General features: G+C 70.8%; 15 protein-coding genes. 8 read left to right on the forward strand and 7 right to left on the reverse strand.

The features are described 5' to 3' along the window. Window positions 1-191: 191 nt before the first annotated feature. Both ACIGO6_RS08980 and ACIGO6_RS08985 read left to right on the forward strand, forming a co-directional pair. The gene (locus ACIGO6_RS08980; RefSeq protein WP_399873317.1) at window positions 192-1751 is read left to right on the forward strand and encodes an APC family permease; all 1560 of its coding nucleotides are present in this window, start codon (window positions 192-194) and stop codon (window positions 1749-1751) included. A 23-nt stretch (window positions 1752-1774) separates the two neighbouring features. After that, window positions 1775-2596, forward strand: a complete 822-nt coding sequence (locus tag ACIGO6_RS08985) for a siderophore-interacting protein (RefSeq protein ID WP_399873320.1) — start codon at window positions 1775-1777, stop codon at window positions 2594-2596. Between the two features lie 299 nt (window positions 2597-2895). On the opposite strand, the gene ACIGO6_RS08990 is transcribed toward ACIGO6_RS08985, so the two are convergent. Both ACIGO6_RS08990 and ACIGO6_RS08995 read right to left on the reverse strand, forming a co-directional pair. Then, entirely contained in the window at window positions 2896-3834 is a 939-nt protein-coding gene (locus ACIGO6_RS08990) for a sigma-70 family RNA polymerase sigma factor (protein WP_399873323.1), read from the reverse strand. A 10-nt stretch (window positions 3835-3844) separates the two neighbouring features. Beyond that, window positions 3845-5035: an NAD(P)/FAD-dependent oxidoreductase gene (locus ACIGO6_RS08995; RefSeq protein WP_399873325.1), complete on the reverse strand. Its 1191-nt coding sequence runs from the start codon at window positions 5033-5035 to the stop codon at window positions 3845-3847. A 160-nt stretch (window positions 5036-5195) separates the two neighbouring features. Between ACIGO6_RS08995 and ACIGO6_RS09000 the strand changes: the two genes are divergently transcribed. Further along, on the forward strand, window positions 5196-5630 hold the full coding sequence (locus tag ACIGO6_RS09000) for a VOC family protein (RefSeq protein WP_399873327.1): 435 nt from the start codon (window positions 5196-5198) through the stop codon (window positions 5628-5630). Between the two features lie 197 nt (window positions 5631-5827). Here the strand turns inward: ACIGO6_RS09000 and ACIGO6_RS09005 are convergent, their stop codons facing one another. Together ACIGO6_RS09005 and ACIGO6_RS09010 are read right to left on the reverse strand one after the other, a co-directional pair. After that, on the reverse strand, window positions 5828-6223 hold the full coding sequence (locus ACIGO6_RS09005; protein ID WP_399873330.1) for a VOC family protein: 396 nt from the start codon (window positions 6221-6223) through the stop codon (window positions 5828-5830). A gap of 113 nt (window positions 6224-6336) precedes the next feature. Continuing rightward, window positions 6337-7275, reverse strand: a complete 939-nt coding sequence (locus tag ACIGO6_RS09010) for a helix-turn-helix domain-containing protein (RefSeq protein ID WP_399873332.1) — start codon at window positions 7273-7275, stop codon at window positions 6337-6339. A 129-nt stretch (window positions 7276-7404) separates the two neighbouring features. Between ACIGO6_RS09010 and ACIGO6_RS09015 the strand changes: the two genes are divergently transcribed. The 3 genes from ACIGO6_RS09015 to ACIGO6_RS09025 all read left to right on the forward strand — a co-directional run bounded on the left by ACIGO6_RS09015 (window position 7405) and on the right by ACIGO6_RS09025 (window position 9721). Further along, window positions 7405-8448 (forward strand): saccharopine dehydrogenase family protein, encoded by a 1044-nt coding sequence (locus ACIGO6_RS09015; protein WP_399873335.1) that lies wholly within the window; start codon window positions 7405-7407, stop codon window positions 8446-8448. Window positions 8449-8574: 126 nt separating this feature from the next. Continuing rightward, on the forward strand, window positions 8575-9108 hold the full coding sequence (locus ACIGO6_RS09020; protein WP_399873338.1) for a 2'-5' RNA ligase family protein: 534 nt from the start codon (window positions 8575-8577) through the stop codon (window positions 9106-9108). Between the two features lie 346 nt (window positions 9109-9454). Then, on the forward strand, window positions 9455-9721 hold the full coding sequence (locus ACIGO6_RS09025) for a DUF4190 domain-containing protein (RefSeq protein ID WP_399873340.1): 267 nt from the start codon (window positions 9455-9457) through the stop codon (window positions 9719-9721). Between the two features lie 244 nt (window positions 9722-9965). On the opposite strand, the gene ACIGO6_RS09030 is transcribed toward ACIGO6_RS09025, so the two are convergent. Further along, a complete protein-coding gene (locus ACIGO6_RS09030) occupies window positions 9966-11966 on the reverse strand; it encodes an NAD-binding lipoprotein (protein WP_399873631.1) in 2001 nt (666 codons plus the stop codon). A gap of 365 nt (window positions 11967-12331) precedes the next feature. Between ACIGO6_RS09030 and ACIGO6_RS09035 the strand changes: the two genes are divergently transcribed. After that, complete coding sequence (locus tag ACIGO6_RS09035) at window positions 12332-12925, forward strand: TetR family transcriptional regulator (RefSeq protein WP_399873342.1); 594 nt, start codon at window positions 12332-12334, stop codon at window positions 12923-12925. A gap of 14 nt (window positions 12926-12939) precedes the next feature. Here ACIGO6_RS09035 and ACIGO6_RS09040 read toward each other — a convergent pair whose 3' ends face one another. After that, on the reverse strand, window positions 12940-13962 hold the full coding sequence (locus ACIGO6_RS09040; RefSeq protein ID WP_399873344.1) for an SMP-30/gluconolactonase/LRE family protein: 1023 nt from the start codon (window positions 13960-13962) through the stop codon (window positions 12940-12942). 172 nt (window positions 13963-14134) lie between these two features. On the opposite strand from ACIGO6_RS09040, the gene ACIGO6_RS09045 reads away from it, so the two are divergent. Further along, window positions 14135-15943 (forward strand): flavin-containing monooxygenase, encoded by a 1809-nt coding sequence (locus tag ACIGO6_RS09045; protein ID WP_399873347.1) that lies wholly within the window; start codon window positions 14135-14137, stop codon window positions 15941-15943. Window positions 15944-15986: 43 nt separating this feature from the next. Here ACIGO6_RS09045 and ACIGO6_RS09050 read toward each other — a convergent pair whose 3' ends face one another. Beyond that, the gene (locus tag ACIGO6_RS09050) at window positions 15987-16748 is read right to left on the reverse strand and encodes an SDR family NAD(P)-dependent oxidoreductase (protein WP_399873349.1); all 762 of its coding nucleotides are present in this window, start codon (window positions 16746-16748) and stop codon (window positions 15987-15989) included. Window positions 16749-16880 lie beyond the last annotated feature (132 nt).

Here is a 16880-nt window from a genome sequence, read left to right on the forward strand (position 1 = left end):
CAGTGCTGCGATAACCGGATATCGGACACTCCTTGCCCGGCTACCGGTATTAGTGGACGAAACGGCTCAGCTCTCTTTGAAGTGAAGGTTGAGGGTCGGTCACGGCCCGGTAAACCATGGTGAAACGTACCGGCGGGGGAGCGGCACCAAGAACCGGAACCACGGAAACCGCAGGAATTAACGTCTCGTTCATGACTCAGCTGGACGTAAGGCCCGGGGCCGACGACACGGGCGACGGAGCCGCCGCCGAAGGCATGCGGGCGAAGGGCCTCAGCGGCAACTCCGTGGGACTGCTGGGCAGCGCCGTCATCGGGGTCTCCACCGTGGCCCCCGTCTACTGCCTCACCTCGACCCTCGGCTCCACCGCCGGTGAGGTCGGCGTGCAGATGCCTGCTGTGTTCCTCGCCGGGTTCCTGCCGATGCTGCTCGTCGCCTTCGCCTACCGCGAGCTGAACAAGGCCATGCCCGACTGCGGCACCTCCTTCACCTGGACGGTGAAGGCCTTCGGCCCGCGGGTGGGCTGGATGTGCGGCTGGGGCCTGGTCATCGCGACGATCATCGTCCTGTCGAACCTGGCCGGTGTCGCCACCTCGTACTTCTGGCTGCTCGCCGGGGAGATCACGGGGAGCGACTCGGTTGCGGCGCTCGACGGCAACAGGGCCGTGCACATCGTGACCTGTCTGGCGCTGATCGCCCTCGCCACCGTGATCAGCTATCGCGGGATGACGGCGACCAAGGGCCTGCAGTACACGCTGGTCGCCCTGCAGCTGCTGGTGCTGGCCGTGTTCGTCGCCATGGCCTTCAGCAAGGCGGGAGACGCCGACTTCGCCACCTCGGCGGAGTTCTCCTGGTCCTGGCTGAACCCCTTCGCCGTCCAGTCGTTCGCCGCCTTCACGGCCGGTCTCTCGCTGTCGATCTTCATGTACTGGGGCTGGGACGCCTGTCTGACGGCCAACGAGGAGACCAGCGGCAGCAGCCGTACGCCGGGCCGCGCGGCGCTCGTCGCCATGGTCGTGCTCGTCGGCTCCTATCTGGCCACCGGAGTCGCCGCGCAGATGGTCGTGGGCTCCGGCGACCAGGGGCTGGGACTGGCCAATCCCGAGACCTCGGACAACGTCTTCGCCGCGCTCGCCGGCCCGGTCATGGGCCCCGCGCTGGGCATCCTGCTGTTCGTCGCGGTACTGGCGTCGGCCGCGGCCAGCCTGCAGACGACCTTCATCCCGGTGGCCCGTACGGTGCTCGCCATGTCGGCGTACGAGGCACTGCCCGCCTCCTACGCGAAGGTGCACCCCCGTTTCCGCACGCCGGGCCGCGCCACGGTGACCGCCGGTGTCGCGACCGGTGTCTTCTACACGGTGATGACCCTGGTCAGCGAGCACGTCCTGGTCGACACGATCTACGCGCTCGGACTGATGATCTGCTTCTACTACGCCCTGACGGCCTTCGCCTGCGCCTGGTACTTCCGCGCCGACCTCCTGCGGTCCGGCCGCGACCTGCTGTTCAAGGGCGTCTTCCCCGTCCTCGGCGGAGTGCTGCTCGCGGCCGTCTTCGCCAAGACCCTCGCCGACATGTGGGACCCCGCCTACGGAAGCGGTTCGTCCGTGCTCGGGGTCGGCTCGGTGTTCGTCATCGGTGTGGGCCTGCTCCTGCTCGGCGTGGTCATCATGGCGGTGATGAGCCGGCGCAGCCCCGCCTTCTTCCGCGGCGAGGTGCTCACGAGGTCGACCCCCGCACTCACTGCCGAGAGCTAGTTAGCTTAGGCTAACCTTCTCCCATGGCGAAGGTCCGTCGGCTGGTGCCGCAGAATCCCAGGATGTTCCGTGCCCGCGTCGTGCGCACCGAACGTGTCTCCCCCTCGATGCACCGGGTGACCGTCACCGGAGCGGACCTCGGCGAGTTCCCGTGGCTGGGGTACGACCACTGGTTCCGGCTGTTCCTCCAGCTGCCCCACCAGCGCCGCCTGCGCCTGCCGGAGTTCACGGGCACCCGCTGGTGGCAGCCCTACCTGGAGATCCCCGAGGAGGAGCGGCCGCACTGCGCCAACTACTCGGTCGCCGACTTCCGCCGGCAGACGGCGGAGATGGACATCGACTTCGTGGTGCACCGCGACGCCACCGGCGCCGTCGAGGGCAGGGCGGCCATCTGGGCCTGCGCCGCCCGCCCGGGAGACGCCCTCGCCGTCCTCGACCAGGGCGTCCTGTTCGACCGGCCGCGCGACGCCTCGGAGGTCGTCGTCGTGGCCGACGAGACGGGGCTGCCCGCCACCGCGGGGATCCTGCGCTCGCTGCCCGGGGACACCGTGGGACGGCTCATCCAGGAAGTACCCACCGCCGACGACAGGCGCCCCCTGGACGCGCCGTCCGGAGTCACCGTCACCTGGGTGGTGCGGCGGCCCGGCGCCCCCGTACCCGGTGCCGCGGCGCTCGACGAGGTGCGCCGGCTCGACTCCGTCAGCCCGGAGGGGTACGCCTTCGTCGTCGGCGAGTCGACCCTGGCCACCGAGGGGCGCAAGTATCTGCACCGCCTCGGACTGCCGAAGGACCGCATCACCTTCTCGGGCTTCTGGCGGCACGAGACGTCGGCCCGGGCGGCCTGAGACGGCCTTGGGACGGCGGCGGCGCGTGGGTCGGCGGAACGCCTCGCCCCGCCGCTGGGCGCGGACAGCCGGCCGGCGCCCGCGTCGGTGGTTCGCGCCGATGCCGCCCGCCGGCCCGTGCTCGGTCCAGCCCACGATGTACGTGCCGGGCCGGTCGGTCACCCGTCCGCCTTCGTGCGGTGCGGTGCCCCACTCCTCGTCGAACCGCAGCCCCGCCTGGGGCACTCCGCGGTATCCGGCCGGGGGACGCCGCCCGCCTGACGGCGGTCCGCTCGGTGGGATGCGGGCAAGCTCTTGCGTCACCATGTGCCGATCGCCGGCGCGTCGGGATCGTGCCGCCGCCAGGCCTCGCCGAGGCGCGCGAGCCGGTCCGCGGCGGCGATGCCGTGCAGGGACGCGATCCTGCCGTCGCTGACCCCGAACGCCACGGCGCCCACGACCCGGCCGTCGACCACGGCGAGGACGGCCGGGGAGCCGTTGACCGGCGCGATGTGGAACGCGGGGGAGCCACCGGCCAGCCGTCGCTTCGCCGCAGTCGGCCTGAAGCCGGCCCGCACGAAGGAGGCGACCCGCTCGGGTGTCTCGTACCGCAGCAGCCGCCGCGCCAGTCCGGCGCCGTCCGAGACCGCCCTCACGTCGTCGGTGAGTAGTGCCACCAGCCGTTCGGTGCGCCCCGACGTGGCGGCGGCGAGGAACTCCTCCACGACCCGGCGCGCGGTCGCCGGGTCGGTCTCGCCGCCCCGGCGGCGCTCGGCGGTGACCCGGGTCCGGGCCCGGTGGACGTGCTGCTGACTCGCGGACTCGGTGATGTCGAGGATCCCGGCGATCTCGGCGTGGCTGTACGAGAACGCCTCACGCAGCACGTAGACGGCCCGCTCGACCGGCGACAGGCGCTCCATCAGGGTCAGCACGGCCAAGGACACCGATTCACGCTGCTCGAAGGTGTCCGCGGGGTCGAGCATCGGGTCGCCCTCGAGCAGCGGCTCGGGCAGCCAGGCCCCGGCCGCCCGTTCGTGGCGGACCTGCGCCGAGCGGAGCCGGTCGAGGCAGAGGTTGGTGAGGACCTTGGTCAGCCACGCTTCGGGCACCGCCACCCGCTCCCGGTCCGCGGCCTGCCAGCGCAGGAACGTGTCCTGCACGGCGTCCTCGGCGTCGGCGGCCGAGCCGAGCAGACGGTACGCGAGCGAGGCCAGCCGGGCCCGGCCGGCCTCGAACAGGTCGATGGCTGTGCTGTCCATGCCGAAGAGCCTATGCGGCGCTCCGCACGCCGGACGGGTCGAGCACGCCGGTCAGACGGCGCCGGCGCTTGGGCACGCCGAAGGTCGGGTGGGCGATGCCCCACCCGGCCCCCTTGAGTACGCCCGCCTTCAGTCGCGCGGCGGTCCGGCCGCCCAGATACCAGGACTTCGACCGGGCTTCCCCGTCCACCATCTGGAATATCGCGTCCCGCCTTCCGAGGCTGATGTGGTTGCCGAAGTACTTCAGGCCGGTGACCGGCACCTCGCTGCCCGTCAGGCGTGCGATGATCGCGGCGGTCGCCTGCATGTTGGTCAGACCGGCGGAGGCGCAGGACATGGGCAGGGGCCGGCCGTTGTCGCCGATCGCGTAGGCGCTGTCACCGGCGGCGTAGACGTCCGGGTGCGAGACCGAGCGCATGGTCCGGTCGACGACGATCTGGCCGGTCTCGGCGACCTCCAGACCACTGGCGGCCGCGATGGGGTGCACGGCGAACCCGGCCGACCACACGGTCACGTCGGCCGGGACGGACGTTCCGTCGGCGGCGATCGCCCGGGTCGGCTCGACGGCCTCGATGCGGGTGTGCTCGTGGACGCTCACACCGAGTCGGTCGAAGGCCCTGCGCAGGTGACGGCGTGCCTTGGGGGAGAGCCAGTCGCCCAGCTCGCCACGGGCGGCGAGCGCGACCGAGAGGTCGGGCCGGGACTCGGCGAACTCGGTGGCGGACTCGATGCCGGTCAGTCCTTCGCCGACGACCAGAACGCTGCCGCCCGCACCCAGGCCGGCCAGGCGCTCCCGCAGACGCAGCGCCGAGGAGCGGCCGGTCACGTCGAAGGCGTACTCGGCCGCGCCGGGGACGCCGCGGTGGGCGACGGAGCTGCCGAGCGCGTACAGGAGCGTGTCGTACGCCAGCTCCCCGTCCCCGTCCTCGCCGGTCACGGCGACGCTCCTGCGCTCGGGGTCGACACCGGTGACGCGGGCCGGGCGCAGCCGCACCCCGGTGCCGGCGAAGACGTCGGAGAGCTCGCGGAACGCGATGTCCTGGCCGGTCGCGAGCTGGTGGAGCCGCATCCGCTCGACGAACACGGGCACGGCGTTGACGACGGTGATCTCGGTGTCGGCGGGGGAGAGCCGGCGGGCCAGGTTCCCGGCGGCGAAGGCCCCGGCGTATCCGGCGCCGAGTACGACGATGCGGTGCTTCACGGCGTTGCTCCTGTCTGTCTCGTTCGCGTGCCCCTTGAACGAGACGGCGCCCCGATTGCTGACAGGTGCCGAGAGTGACGTGGGTCACCGAGGGGCGGCGAGCGGATGGCGAGCGAATAAGGGGGCGCCCGGCGGCCGGAGCCCCTGCTATGGTGCGCCGATGTCCCCGATCAGGAAGTTCCAAGTCACCTTCGACTGCGCCGATCCCGTGCGAGTCGCTCGCTTCTGGTGCGACGTGCTGGGCTACGTCCTACCGTCCCCGCCGGAGTCCTTCGCCACCTGGGAGGATTTCCACCGCACGCAGCCGGTCGAGAAGCAGGGGGCATGGTTCTCCTGCACTGATCCCACGGGCGAGGGCCCGCGCCTGTTCTTCCAGCGCGTCCCCGAGGGCAAGGTCGTCAAGAACCGAGTGCACCTGGACGTGCGGGCCGGCACCGGTCTGGTGGGCGAGGAGCGCCTGGCCACGCTCGAGGCGGAATGCGCACGGCTGGTCGAGCTCGGCGCGGTGCATGTGCGGACGCTGTTCGCCGACGAGGAGAACGAGTCGTGCATCGTGATGCAGGACGTCGAGGGCAACGAGTTCTGCCTCGACTGAGCGTCACCGCACGTCCGGCGGTCGGCGACCGGCCGCCGGACCTGAATGACTCGGACCAGAGCCTTCTTGTAGGCCACCGGTCACCGCGGCCCGCAGTGCACGGGTCAGCCGCACGTGCAGCGGACCCTCCGCCGGCCCGCCCAGCTCAATGAGGGTGCCCCACGCCGAGTCCGTCCGATCGTCCGTCACGGTCGCGGCTAGTTCTGCGGGGCCAGGGTGCGCAGGACGCAGAACTCGTTGCCCTCGGGGTCCGCCATGACGACCCAGTTCCGGTCTGCTCCCTGGCCCACGTCCGTCGTGGTGGCGCCGAGACCGAGCAGTCGGGTCACCTCGTCGTCGGTGCTGCCGTCGATCGGGCTGACGTCGAGGTGAAGCCGGTTCTTCACGGTCTTGCCCTCGGGCACCCGAATGAACAGCAGCGTGGGCGACATCTGGCGGGCCCGAACCTCCTCGACGGTCGGTACCCAGGAGCCGATCTCGACCTTGCCCTCACTCCGGTCGATCACCTCGAAGTCCAGGACTTCACACCAGAAGGCCGCGAGCCTCTCCGGATCGTGGCAGTCAACGGCCAACTCGGTGAACCTACTTGTCATGACTCCCCTAGGTGGTGCGAACGGGGATCATGGTATGGGCCAATGCCCGCCCGTGTCCTGCTCCCGGTCCCTCGCATGCCGATGGCCGGCGCCCTCTGCGCGGGACTGTTCCCTCAAGGTCGGAAGGTGCGGCGGTAGGTGTCGGGCGGGACGCCGACCGTGCGCTGGAAATGGCGGCGCAGGGTGGTGGAGGTGCCCATGCCGGAGGCCTCGGCGACGGTGTCGATCGTGTTGTCGGTGGTCTCCAGCAACTCCTGGGCGCGACGGATGCGTTGGGCGTGGAGCCACTGCAGCGGCGTGGTGCCGGTGAGGTGCTTGAAGTGGCGGGCCAGGTGGCGTGAGCTCAGGCCGGCCCGGCGAGCGAGGTCCTCGACGGTGAGGGGCTGGTCGAGGCGTTGGAGTGCCCAGGGGAAGAGCTCGCCGAGGGGGTGGTGGTGGCCCGGCTCGGGGACGGGGGTGGCGATGAACTGGGCCTGGCCGCCGTCGCGGTGGGGAGGGACGACCAGGCGGCGGGCGATCTTGTTGGCGTTGGCCGAGCCGTGGTCGAGGCGGACCAGGTGCAGGCACAGGTCCATGGCGGCGGCCTTGCCCGCCGAGGTGAGGACGTCGCCGTTGTCGACGTAGAGGACGTCCGGATCGATGGCCGCTGCCGGGTGCCTCCGGGCCAGCTCCCTGGTGTGGGACCAGTGCGTGGTGGCGCGTCTTCCGTCGAGCAGGCCGGCGGCACCCAGGACGAAGGCGCCGGTGCACAGGGAAGCAACCCGGGCACCTGCCCCGTGCGCCGCGCGAACCGCGTCGACCAGGTCCCCCGGGGGTTCGCGGTCGGTGTCGGCCCAGCCCGGGACGAGGACGGTGTCCGCCTGCACGAGGTGGTCGAGCCCGTGGTCGGGCTCCAGGCGGAAGTGACCGACGCGCACCGGGCCGGGTCCGCAGAGGGCGAAGTCGTACCACGGGTCCACGACATGGGTCAGGTCGGATCCGAAAACCTCCAGAGCTATGGAGAGTTCGTAGTGGAGCATGCCGTCGGTGACGGCCAACGCGACGCGATGCATGTCCGAAAGTGTATGCGGCATGTCGTTTCCGACGATCGCGCCAAGTCCCGTCCGAGGGACAGGATGTGGGTGTCAGGCCGCCGGTGGATCGACACCGCAGCGGACACTCGAGTACACGGGAGCAGTCTCATGACGTCAGACCGGCTGGTGGCGGTGTTCGGCGCGTACGGTCACACCGGACGGTTCGTGGTCGCGGAGCTCACCGCACGCGGATTCGTTCCGGTGCCGTCCGGACGCAACGCCCAGGCGCTCGGCAAGCTGGCCGACGAATACGGGCTCCAGGCCCGGCCGGCGTCGGTCGACGACCCGGCCTCCCTGGATCGAGCCCTGAGCGGTGCCGTGGCGGTCATCAACTGTGCCGGCCCGTTCGCTTCGACCACCGGCCCGGTGATCGAAGCCGCGCTCCGGGCCGGGATTCCGTACCTGGACGTGGCCGCCGAGATCGAGGCCAACCTCGACACCTTCGCGCACTTCCGCGAGCGGGCCCGGGACGCGGGCGCGGTGATCGTCCCGGCCATGGCCTTCTTCGGTGGCCTCGGTGACCTGCTGGTCACTGCGGCGATGGGTGACTGGACCTCGGCCGACGAGGCCCACATCGCCTACGCGCTCAGCAACTGGCACCCCACCGCCGGCACCCGGCTGTCGGGCGCGGTCTCCCGCGAGCGACGCGGCGGCGTACGCCTGCGCTACCGCGGCGGGCAGTGGGAGCGCCGCACCGATGCCGCACCGGTCGCGCAGTGGACGTTCCCCGAACCCGTGGGACGCCGGTCCGTGGTCGCGGAGTTCACCATGGCGGACGTGGTGACCGTGCCCCGGCATTTGGCCATTCCCGACGTCATCACCTACATGGACGCAGAGGCGGCCCGCGACGTCGCCGCCCCCGACACGCCTGCGCCGACCGCCGCCGACGAGAGCGGACGCTCCGACCAGACCTTCCTCGTCGACGTCGCCGTCCGCTCGGGTGGTGCCGAACGCCGGGCCACAGCAGCCGGCCAGGACATCTACGCCATCACCGCGCCCCTCGTCGTCGAGGCCCTCGACCGCGTTCTCACCGGCCGCGCCAGGGCCGTGGGCGTCGCCTCCGCCGGCGAGATCTTCGACGCCCCGGACTTCCTGCGGGCGCTCGCCCCCCGTATCGCCTTTGACCTGCACCCTCAGAAGCAGATCGCCTGACCCGAGTTGTTCGCGCAGGTCGGGCCTCGTAACGGGGCAGGTGGTCGGCCGGCGGTGGCCGTGGCGTGTCAACGCGACCCGTCGGCGAAGCCGCACCCACTCTCCGGCCGCCGGTAGGCTGCGGCGGTGCGCACGGTCGAGCTTCTTCTGGACGAGGCGGCGGAGCTGGCGGTCCTGGATGCCTGGCGGCGGCTGGCGGACGCGGGGCTGCCCAGTCAGGCGCGCCACCGCTCACCGACCAACAGACCGCACCTCACCCTGGCCGCCTGCCCGGAGCTGACTGCACCGATCCGCTGGGAGCTGACAGAGGTGGCCGCCGATCTGCCGCTGCCGGTGCGGTTCACCGGCGTGATCCGCTTCGAGAGGCCCACCTCGGTGCTGGCGTGGTCGCTGGAACTCGACTCCGCGCTGGCGGACTTGCACCGCCGGGTGTGGGAGGCGGTGGCCTCGGACAGCCCGCCGGAGACGCTCAGCCCGTTCCACAGCCCTGAGGGCTGGAATCCGCACATCACCCTCGGCCGTACCCGGCGCGCAGGTGCCTTCGCAGGCCGACGCGTCCCCGGCCTGCTGCCGCCCCCGCCACTGTCGGTACGACTGACCACTCTGCGCAGCTACGACACCGAGACCGGTTCCTTGGAAGTGCTGGAACCCCGCCGCTGAACGGTCCCGCCGCCACCGGTGCTGGGCTACCTGCCTCGTGCCCGCCGCCCGGCGCGCTCCCTGCGACACCACTGCCGCCGAAGACCGCACCGTTGGCCGTCCGCGGTGCCATCGGGTTGGCTCGGAGTTCGGCATCGCGGCGGCCCTGGAACGCCGAGACCGCGAGACCTCCCCCGACAGCAGCGCGGCTCCCGAGTCCCCGGGGCCGACCGACTATTCCGTCGGCAACTGCCGTTCAGAGACGAAAGTTTGGCGCCTTTCGGCAAGTGTGATCCGGCCGAGCCGGGCAACTGGTTGGAGAGCGAAGGAGCACAACACACAGAACCACAAGACTTCTGGAGACACCATGTCGACCTACAGCAGAACGGGCGCCCGGAGCAGGGCGAACGGACTGGCGATCGCGGGACTGGTCTGCGGAATCATCGGCCTTCTGTTCCTGCCCATCATCCTCGGCCCGCTGGCGATCACCTTCGGTGCCGTGTCGCTGCGGCAGACCGGCTCCGCGATGGCGAAGTGGGCCATCGGTCTCGGAATCGCCGACATCCTGCTCATGATCCTCATGTTCGCGCTCGCCGCCAACAACGGCGGCAGCTTCACCTGGCACTTCGGCTGACCCCGTCGGACCGGGTCGTACACGGCGCCTGCGTGACAGCTCCTTGAGCGCGCGGGCGTCGGCCAGGTCATGCCAGGTGCATACTGACGTGGACAGGACCAGTGGATGGAGGCCGGGCCTCCTGACCTCCGCGTCGGCACTTCCGCTCGGCGGCACCGCGCGCCACGGCGTCCGGGCGAGAACCATCTCGCCGTCCACGTTCGCAGCCGTCACGGGGCTTCTGGCACTCCGCCGCGTACTCACCTCACTCATGGGCGGGACCCGGCGCCGGTGCGCCGCCCGAGTTCCGCCGGGATTCGGGAAGCATGCCGGGCAGCGCCCTGCGCTCGCCGGGCGCGGCACCGGGGGCGTGGGCCTCCGCATCCGGCGACGTCACCACCAGGACTTCGTCCGAGGGAGCCCAGACGCGTCGTTCCGCCTTGCCCGGGGAAAGAGACACGCCGACATTCCGGCGCGGGGTGCACGCGTCGTGCGCCCGGTACCCGATCGCGCACTCCCCACGCCTGAGGGCGGACGCCACCACTGTGGCGAAGGACGCCACCCGTCCAGGCAACACGTACTGGGAGGCCGGGCGAAGGGCCAGGGCGCCGCCCCGTGTGGCAAAGAGTTCCTCGAACACCGCGGACATGCCGATGTTCTGGGAGATCCGGGCCATGACCAGGGAGGTCAGCTCGCCGCGCACAACAGCGTCCGACTCCGGTCCCAGTGGGGCCAGTGCCAGGGTGCGGTGGTCGCCGAGTTCGGCTACCACGGGCAGTGCCCGGCCCATCTCCTCTTCCAGCGCGCTCAGGGCCAGCAGCGTGAGCAGGGTCTGATCGTCGGGCCGGGCCCGGGGCGGTCCCGTGTCCGGTCCGAGGACGATCACACTGTCGTAGCCCGAGAGGTCGAGCGTGCGAAGGGTGTCCGGTCGGGTCGGCTCTCCGACGTAGTGCGAGACGGTGACCCTTTCGCCGTCCGTGAGGCCCGCGGTCACCGGTCCGTCGTCGGGACCGGTGACGACGTGAAGGTGTGAGCCCGGTCGTGCTGTGCGGCTGAGCAGGTCCATGATCAGTGGTGCGCGGCGGTTCCAGCCCAGCAGCAACGTCTTCGAGTGGCCGTGCTGTTGGTCCCCCGGGTCGGCCATGACGGTGAGATCCACAGCGGCACACTCCGGCATCGGGCGGGCCGTCCGATCGTCCTCGGCGACGACGATCAAACGGTCCCCCGGACCGAAACGGGCCTGGCACGTCGGTGTGAGCAGGGCACGTCCGTCGGCCGCCAGAAACCCGACGGCACACCACCGCTCGTATCGCAGCGAAATCTCGGCGAACGTCAGCCCCACGGCATCCGGCGCGTGAACCACGTGCAACTCGGCACCCGCCAGATCAAGGAGGTCCCTGAGCGCCCCCACCAGGCCGGGGTGCCGGGCGGCCTGGACGAGCAACCGTGCCGTGGTGGACTCGACGTCGAGGACGACACCCTGCGGTCCGGCGGCGAGACGGGCCGCCGCCAGGAACCGGTCGTCGCGCACGGCGGCCACGACCGGCGGGCCCGCCCGGGTGCCGAGCAGCGCCCGCAGGGCCAACAGGGCCCGGACCACCTCCGCGTCGGCGTCGTCGTCGTCGGCCGGCACCACCAGGACGGAATGCGCGGCGGCCGGAGTGAGCAGAGCGAGGGCCGCGGGGTCGGTCGGTGCCCCCGTACGGCAGACAATGCGTACTCCGCAGCTCATGCCCAGCGTGGTCTCCAACTCCGCGGCCATCTCCGTGGAGTCCCGGTCGGCGAGCACGGCGACGGCTCCCCGTACCCGGCCGGCCTGGGCCAGGACCATTTCACCGACCACGGTGAACACCTGGTCGGACCAGCCGAGCACCACCGCGTGCCCCTGCTCCAGTACCGCGGATCGACCCCGTCGCAGTTCTTCCAGCCGGTCACCCAGCCCGGTCGTGATCACACCCACCAGGGTGGACACGCACAGCAGGGCAATCAGTCCGAGGAACACGGACAGGAGCATCCGTAGCGGCGCGCCGGTCACCCCGCCGAGGCGCAGGGTCTCTGCGCTCGTACGCCACACCACGATGAGCCGCTCCGAGAGGGAGTGGGGCGCCTGGGGGTCCGTCCAGACCAGCAGTGTGCTGACGGGCACGACGATCACCAGGCAGCACACGGCGAGCCAGCCGAGCAGCGCCCCGGTGCTGCGGGCCAGTGTCCGGTCGAAGACATATCGCGCTCGGTGCCGCAAAGAAGCCGGCCGCTGTCGCCGCACCACGTGTACCTCCTACTGTCCCGAGCACCGCGTGTGCCGTCAGCGGAACAGTGCTGGTAAGGGATCGGCGACACACCGTGCCACCGGGATGTTCACCCGTTCGGGAGTGATGTGCCGAGCAATGTCTTGTCGTGGTCATGGCGACGGCCGCCGCCACCGCTGGGACACGGGCCCATCTGCTGCTCGCCCTGACGCTTGACAACGCCTTGCAGGGCGAGGCGTGGCGGTGCGTCCGGCGGATCATCGAAGGAATGCCGACGGCGCCCGGGGACAGCCGGAGTGGCGGCCGGCTTACCGGTCGGCCGCCCTCGGTACCTCACCGGACGTCGTTCCAGCCGCGCGCCCGGTCCGGGTACTCTCTCGGGGTGACGCAGCACCGTGCTTCCGAGGAGCAGCGGCCCGCGAACGAGGGGCGGAAGGCCGCGGCCCGTAATCGGGCCGCTTTGATCACTGCCGCGCGGGAGATCTACTCGGAGTGCGGCCTGGACGCTCCGCTGTCCGCCATCGCGCGTCGCGCCGGGGTCGGCCAGGGTGTTCTGTACCGGCACTTTCCCGACCGGGAGGCCGTGGCGACCGCGGTGCTGGAGGAGAACGTCCGACAGGTCGAGCAAGCGGCGGCGGAGGGGGAGATGGACCTGCCGCGAGTCCTCGGTGTCCTGACCTGGCACCTGACGGAGTCAGCGGCGTTCATCGGTGTCCTGCATGCCGACGGGGCGGGCAGCCCTGCCAGTGTCCCCTCCTATGCGCGGGCCCTGTCCGAGCGGGTCGAGCGTGCCCTGCGGGCACACCTGCCGGACGGCCACCGGCTGGCCGCGGCGGCCGACGACCTCATGATCGCCGTCGCCATGGTCTCCGGTGCCGTCACCGGCCCCACCCGAGAGCAGCGGGAGCGCCGGGCACGGGCGGCGTGGCGGCTTCTCGGCGTCGAGGTGGGTCCGGTGCGTCCCTTCACGGGGTGAGTGAGGCGGAGGCGTCAGCCCCCGTTGGACTGGCGGATGCCCTTCGCGAGTGCGTCGAAGCTGTACAGGTAGCCTCCGCCGGGCCCGCTCACGGTCATATAGGCCCTGGTCCCGCCGGGCGTGATGGCCACGTTGGTCGCCGATTCGAGTCCTCCGGCGGCGTGGGCCGGAACCTCCACGGTCGCCAGTCGCTCACCGTACTTGTCGTACACCGCCATCGCGGGGCGGCCGTGCAGACCCTGATACAGGTTGCCGTCCGCGTCCACCGCGATCGAGTCGGTCTGCGCGATGCCGCCGTCGACGCGGATGGCGGTGTGCCGCGAAGCCACCCCGCCCTTGCCGTCCAGGAGGAGGTAGGAGACGCGGTTCTGGGTCAGCTCGCTGAACCACAGCCCGCGATGGTCCGCGTCGAAGGAGATACCGTTCGGCGACGCCAGCCCGTTCGCGAGGACGGTGGCGTCCTTCCCCTCACGGTCGATCCGCACCACGCGGCCCTTCGCCTCGCCTTCGGACATGCCGCGTGAGTCGCTGAGGTACAGGTTGCCCTCTCGGTCGAAGGCGAGGTCGTCCGGGTTCATCCGTGCTCCGTCGACCTCGCCGGAGAAGAAGGTCCGCGGATCGCTGCCGTCCGGGGCCAGGCTCACGATGTCGCCGTGGGCGAAGTCGGTCAGGTAGATCCGCCCGTCGTGCGGGCTGAACTGGGCCGAGGTGTAGGCGCCGCGAGCGTCGGTGTGGACCTGCTCCGACGTCTTCTTCCGGACATTCACGCGCAGCACTTTGGGCTCGCCGGCCGGGGCGGTGACGTCGACGACGAGCAGCTTGCCGTCCTGGTCGAAGACCGGTCCCTCCAGCAGGGTCATCCCGGTCTGCTCGTGCACCTCCGTCAGGCGCATGACCTGTTGCGCGCGGATGGTCCGCTCGCCTCCGGTGGTTGCCGGAACCTGCGGTGCACCCGCCGTCTGCGTCCCGCACCCCGTGAGGGCCAGCACGCCGATCGTGGCGGCCCCGGCGAGGAGCCGGATCGGGAGTCGTCGCATGTGCGTCTCTCTTTCCTGTCCGAAAGTGTGCGGAAGCAACCAACAGCCAACCGGACAGTGCTGTCCGGTTGTTGTTACCGTAGAGCATGGCTGCTCAAATCCTGTGACTTCCCCTCCAGTTCATGGGTGAGTGGCTTCCTGGTGGCGAAGCGAAAGGAACGAGGCCCCCCACATGGCACATTCGCAGGAGTTGTCCCCCGAGGCACTCGCCGAACTCAAGGAGCGTTACCGGGCCGAGCGGGAGCGACGCGTGCGTCCCGACGGCGCCCGGCAGTACCTCGGGGCCGCCGCCGAGTTCGGCTACTACGCCGCCGACCCCTACGCGGGTAAGACGTCCGAGCGCGAGCCGCTCCGGGACCGAGTGGACGTCGCGGTCATCGGTGGTGGATTCGGCGGCATCCTCGCGGGCGCGCGACTGCGCCGGCAGGGCATCGAGCGCGTCCGCGTCATCGAGAAGGGCGGCGACTTCGGGGGCACCTGGTACTGGAACCGGTACCCGGGTATCCACTGCGACGTCGAGTCTCACGTGTACCTGCCGCTGCTCGACGAGACCGGATACGTGCCGGAGTGGAAGTACGCGCCGGGCGAGGAGATCCGCCGGCATGCGGTGCGCATCGCCGAGAAGTTCGACCTCTACGCGGACGCCTTGTTCTCCACGGCGGTCACCTCACTGACGTGGGACGACACCTGTGAGGCCTGGATCGTCACGACCGACCGGGGTGACGAGTTCCGGGCCACCTACGTCGTCACGGCCACCGGGACCCTGTCCGAGCTGAAGCTGCCCGGCATCCCCGGCATCGAAAGGTTCACGGGCCACACGTTCCACACGTCGCGCTGGGACTACGGCTACACGGGCGGCACTCCGGACGGCGGCCTCATCGGCCTCGCGGACAAGCGCGTGGGCGTCGTGGGTACCGGCGCCACCGGCATCCAGGTCGTCCCCAAGCTGGCCGAGGACGTCGGCCACCTCTACGTCTTCCAGCGCACCCCCTCCAGCGTGGATGTGCGCGCCAACCGCCGTACGTCCGCCCGCGACGTCGGGGCCGACGGTGAGGGCTGGGCACGTGAGCGCCGCGACAACTTCCTGCGCATCGTCTCCGGGGAGGACGTGGAGGAGGATCTCGTCGCCGACCGGTGGACCTCGTCGGCGGGCCTTCTCGAGAAGCTCCTGCCGAGCTTCCGCCGCCCGACCGACAGAGCCGCTTTCGAAGCGGCCTACGAGGTGGCGGACGCCGCCAAGATGAACGAGATCCGCGCCCGCGTCGAACGGACCGTCACCGATGCGGAGACGGCCGAGAAGCTCAAGCCCTGGTACCGGTACGCCTGCAAGCGGCCCACGTTCTCCGACACGTATCTCCAGGCGTTCAACCGCGACAACGTCACTCTGGTCGACACCGCGGACACCCACGGCATCGAGCGCATGACCGAGAACGGCGTCGTGGTGGGCGGTACCGAGTACGCACTCGACTGCTTGATCTTCGCCACCGGCTTCTCCGTCGGGGTGTCGGGCGTCCACTCCGGCAGGCTGCCCGTCCACGGCCGGGACGGCGTGCCCTTGCTGCAGGCGTGGGCGGAGCGAGGCCCGCGGAGTCTGCACGGGTTCACCAGCAACGGTTTCCCGAACCTGATCCAGTTGGGAGCCGTGCAGAGCGCCAGCAGCGTCAACTTCACCCACGTGCTGGACGAGCATGCCGTTCACGCCGCTGCCCTCGTCGCGGCCGCCGAAGCCGGGGGCGCCCTCATCGAACCGTCCCGTGAGGCCGAGGACGCCTGGATCGCCGCCCTCGGAGAGGACGCCCCCGACCACGCCTGGTTCCACGCCGAGTGCACTCCCGGCTACTACAACGGTGAGGGGCGTGGCCGGCCGAACGGCCCGACCGCCTACCCGCAGGGCGCCTTCGCCTTTCACAACCTCCTGAGGAAGTGGCGCGAGGAGTCCATGGACGAGATCCTGAGGCCCAGGAACCCTGCGCGGGCGTAGGTTCCGCCGGTTGCGAGTACCGCCGTGGACGACCGGCGCCGGATCAGACCGCCGACCAGCCGTCGTCCACGGGCAGAATCGCGCCGTTGATGTTGCTCGCCGCCTCCGAGGCGAGGAACAGGATCGCCGCGGCCTGTTCCTCCGGCTGGGACACACGGCCAAGGTTGACGAAGTGTGGCCCCAGTGCCGCCGGGCCGTGCGCCGTCCGGTCGGCATCCACCGCGATGGCGGTCGCAGTGCCGCCCGGGCAGATGGCGTTGGCGCGGATGCCGTTCTTGCGGTACATCACCGACAGCGACTTCGTCAGTCCCACCACACCGTGCTTGGACGCCGTGTACGCGGCGCCCGCCGCGCTCCCGCGCAGGGCAGCCTCGGAGGCAGTGTTCACGATGGTGCCGCGGCCCGCGGCCACCATGTGCGGCAGTACGGCACGGGTGAGGAGGAAGGGTGCCGTGAGGTTGACCCGGATGACCCGCTCCCACTCGGCGTCGCTCACGTCGGCCAGAGCCGACATGGTGTCCATGATCCCCGCATTGTTCACCAGGACGTCCACGCCGCCGAACCGTTCCACCGCCGTCGCCGTGACGTGGTCCACCACAGCCTGCTCACTCAGGTCGCCCGTGACGGCCACCGCCTTGCCACCCGCCTGCTCGATCTCCTCGACGGTCGCCGCAGCCCCCTCGGCGTTGAGGTCCGCCACCACGACGCGGTCGCCCTGGGCGGAGAAGGCCAGCGCGGCCGCGCGGCCTATGCCCGATCCCGCTCCGGTGACGATCACGCTGCGCCCGTTCAGACCCTTGGTCATCAACTGCTCCGTTCACGAGGACTGCCGACGCGGCGGACTGCTGCCGCACCGTGCCAGCACCCTACAAGTTTATGTCTCTGAGTGACATAAAGTCCTGGGGCAGAATGCGCATGACACCGATCACCGGCGCCG

The sequence above is a fragment of the Streptomyces sp. NPDC053750 genome (genome assembly GCF_044544295.1).
In the GTDB taxonomy this organism is placed as follows: domain Bacteria; phylum Actinomycetota; class Actinomycetes; order Streptomycetales; family Streptomycetaceae; genus Streptomyces.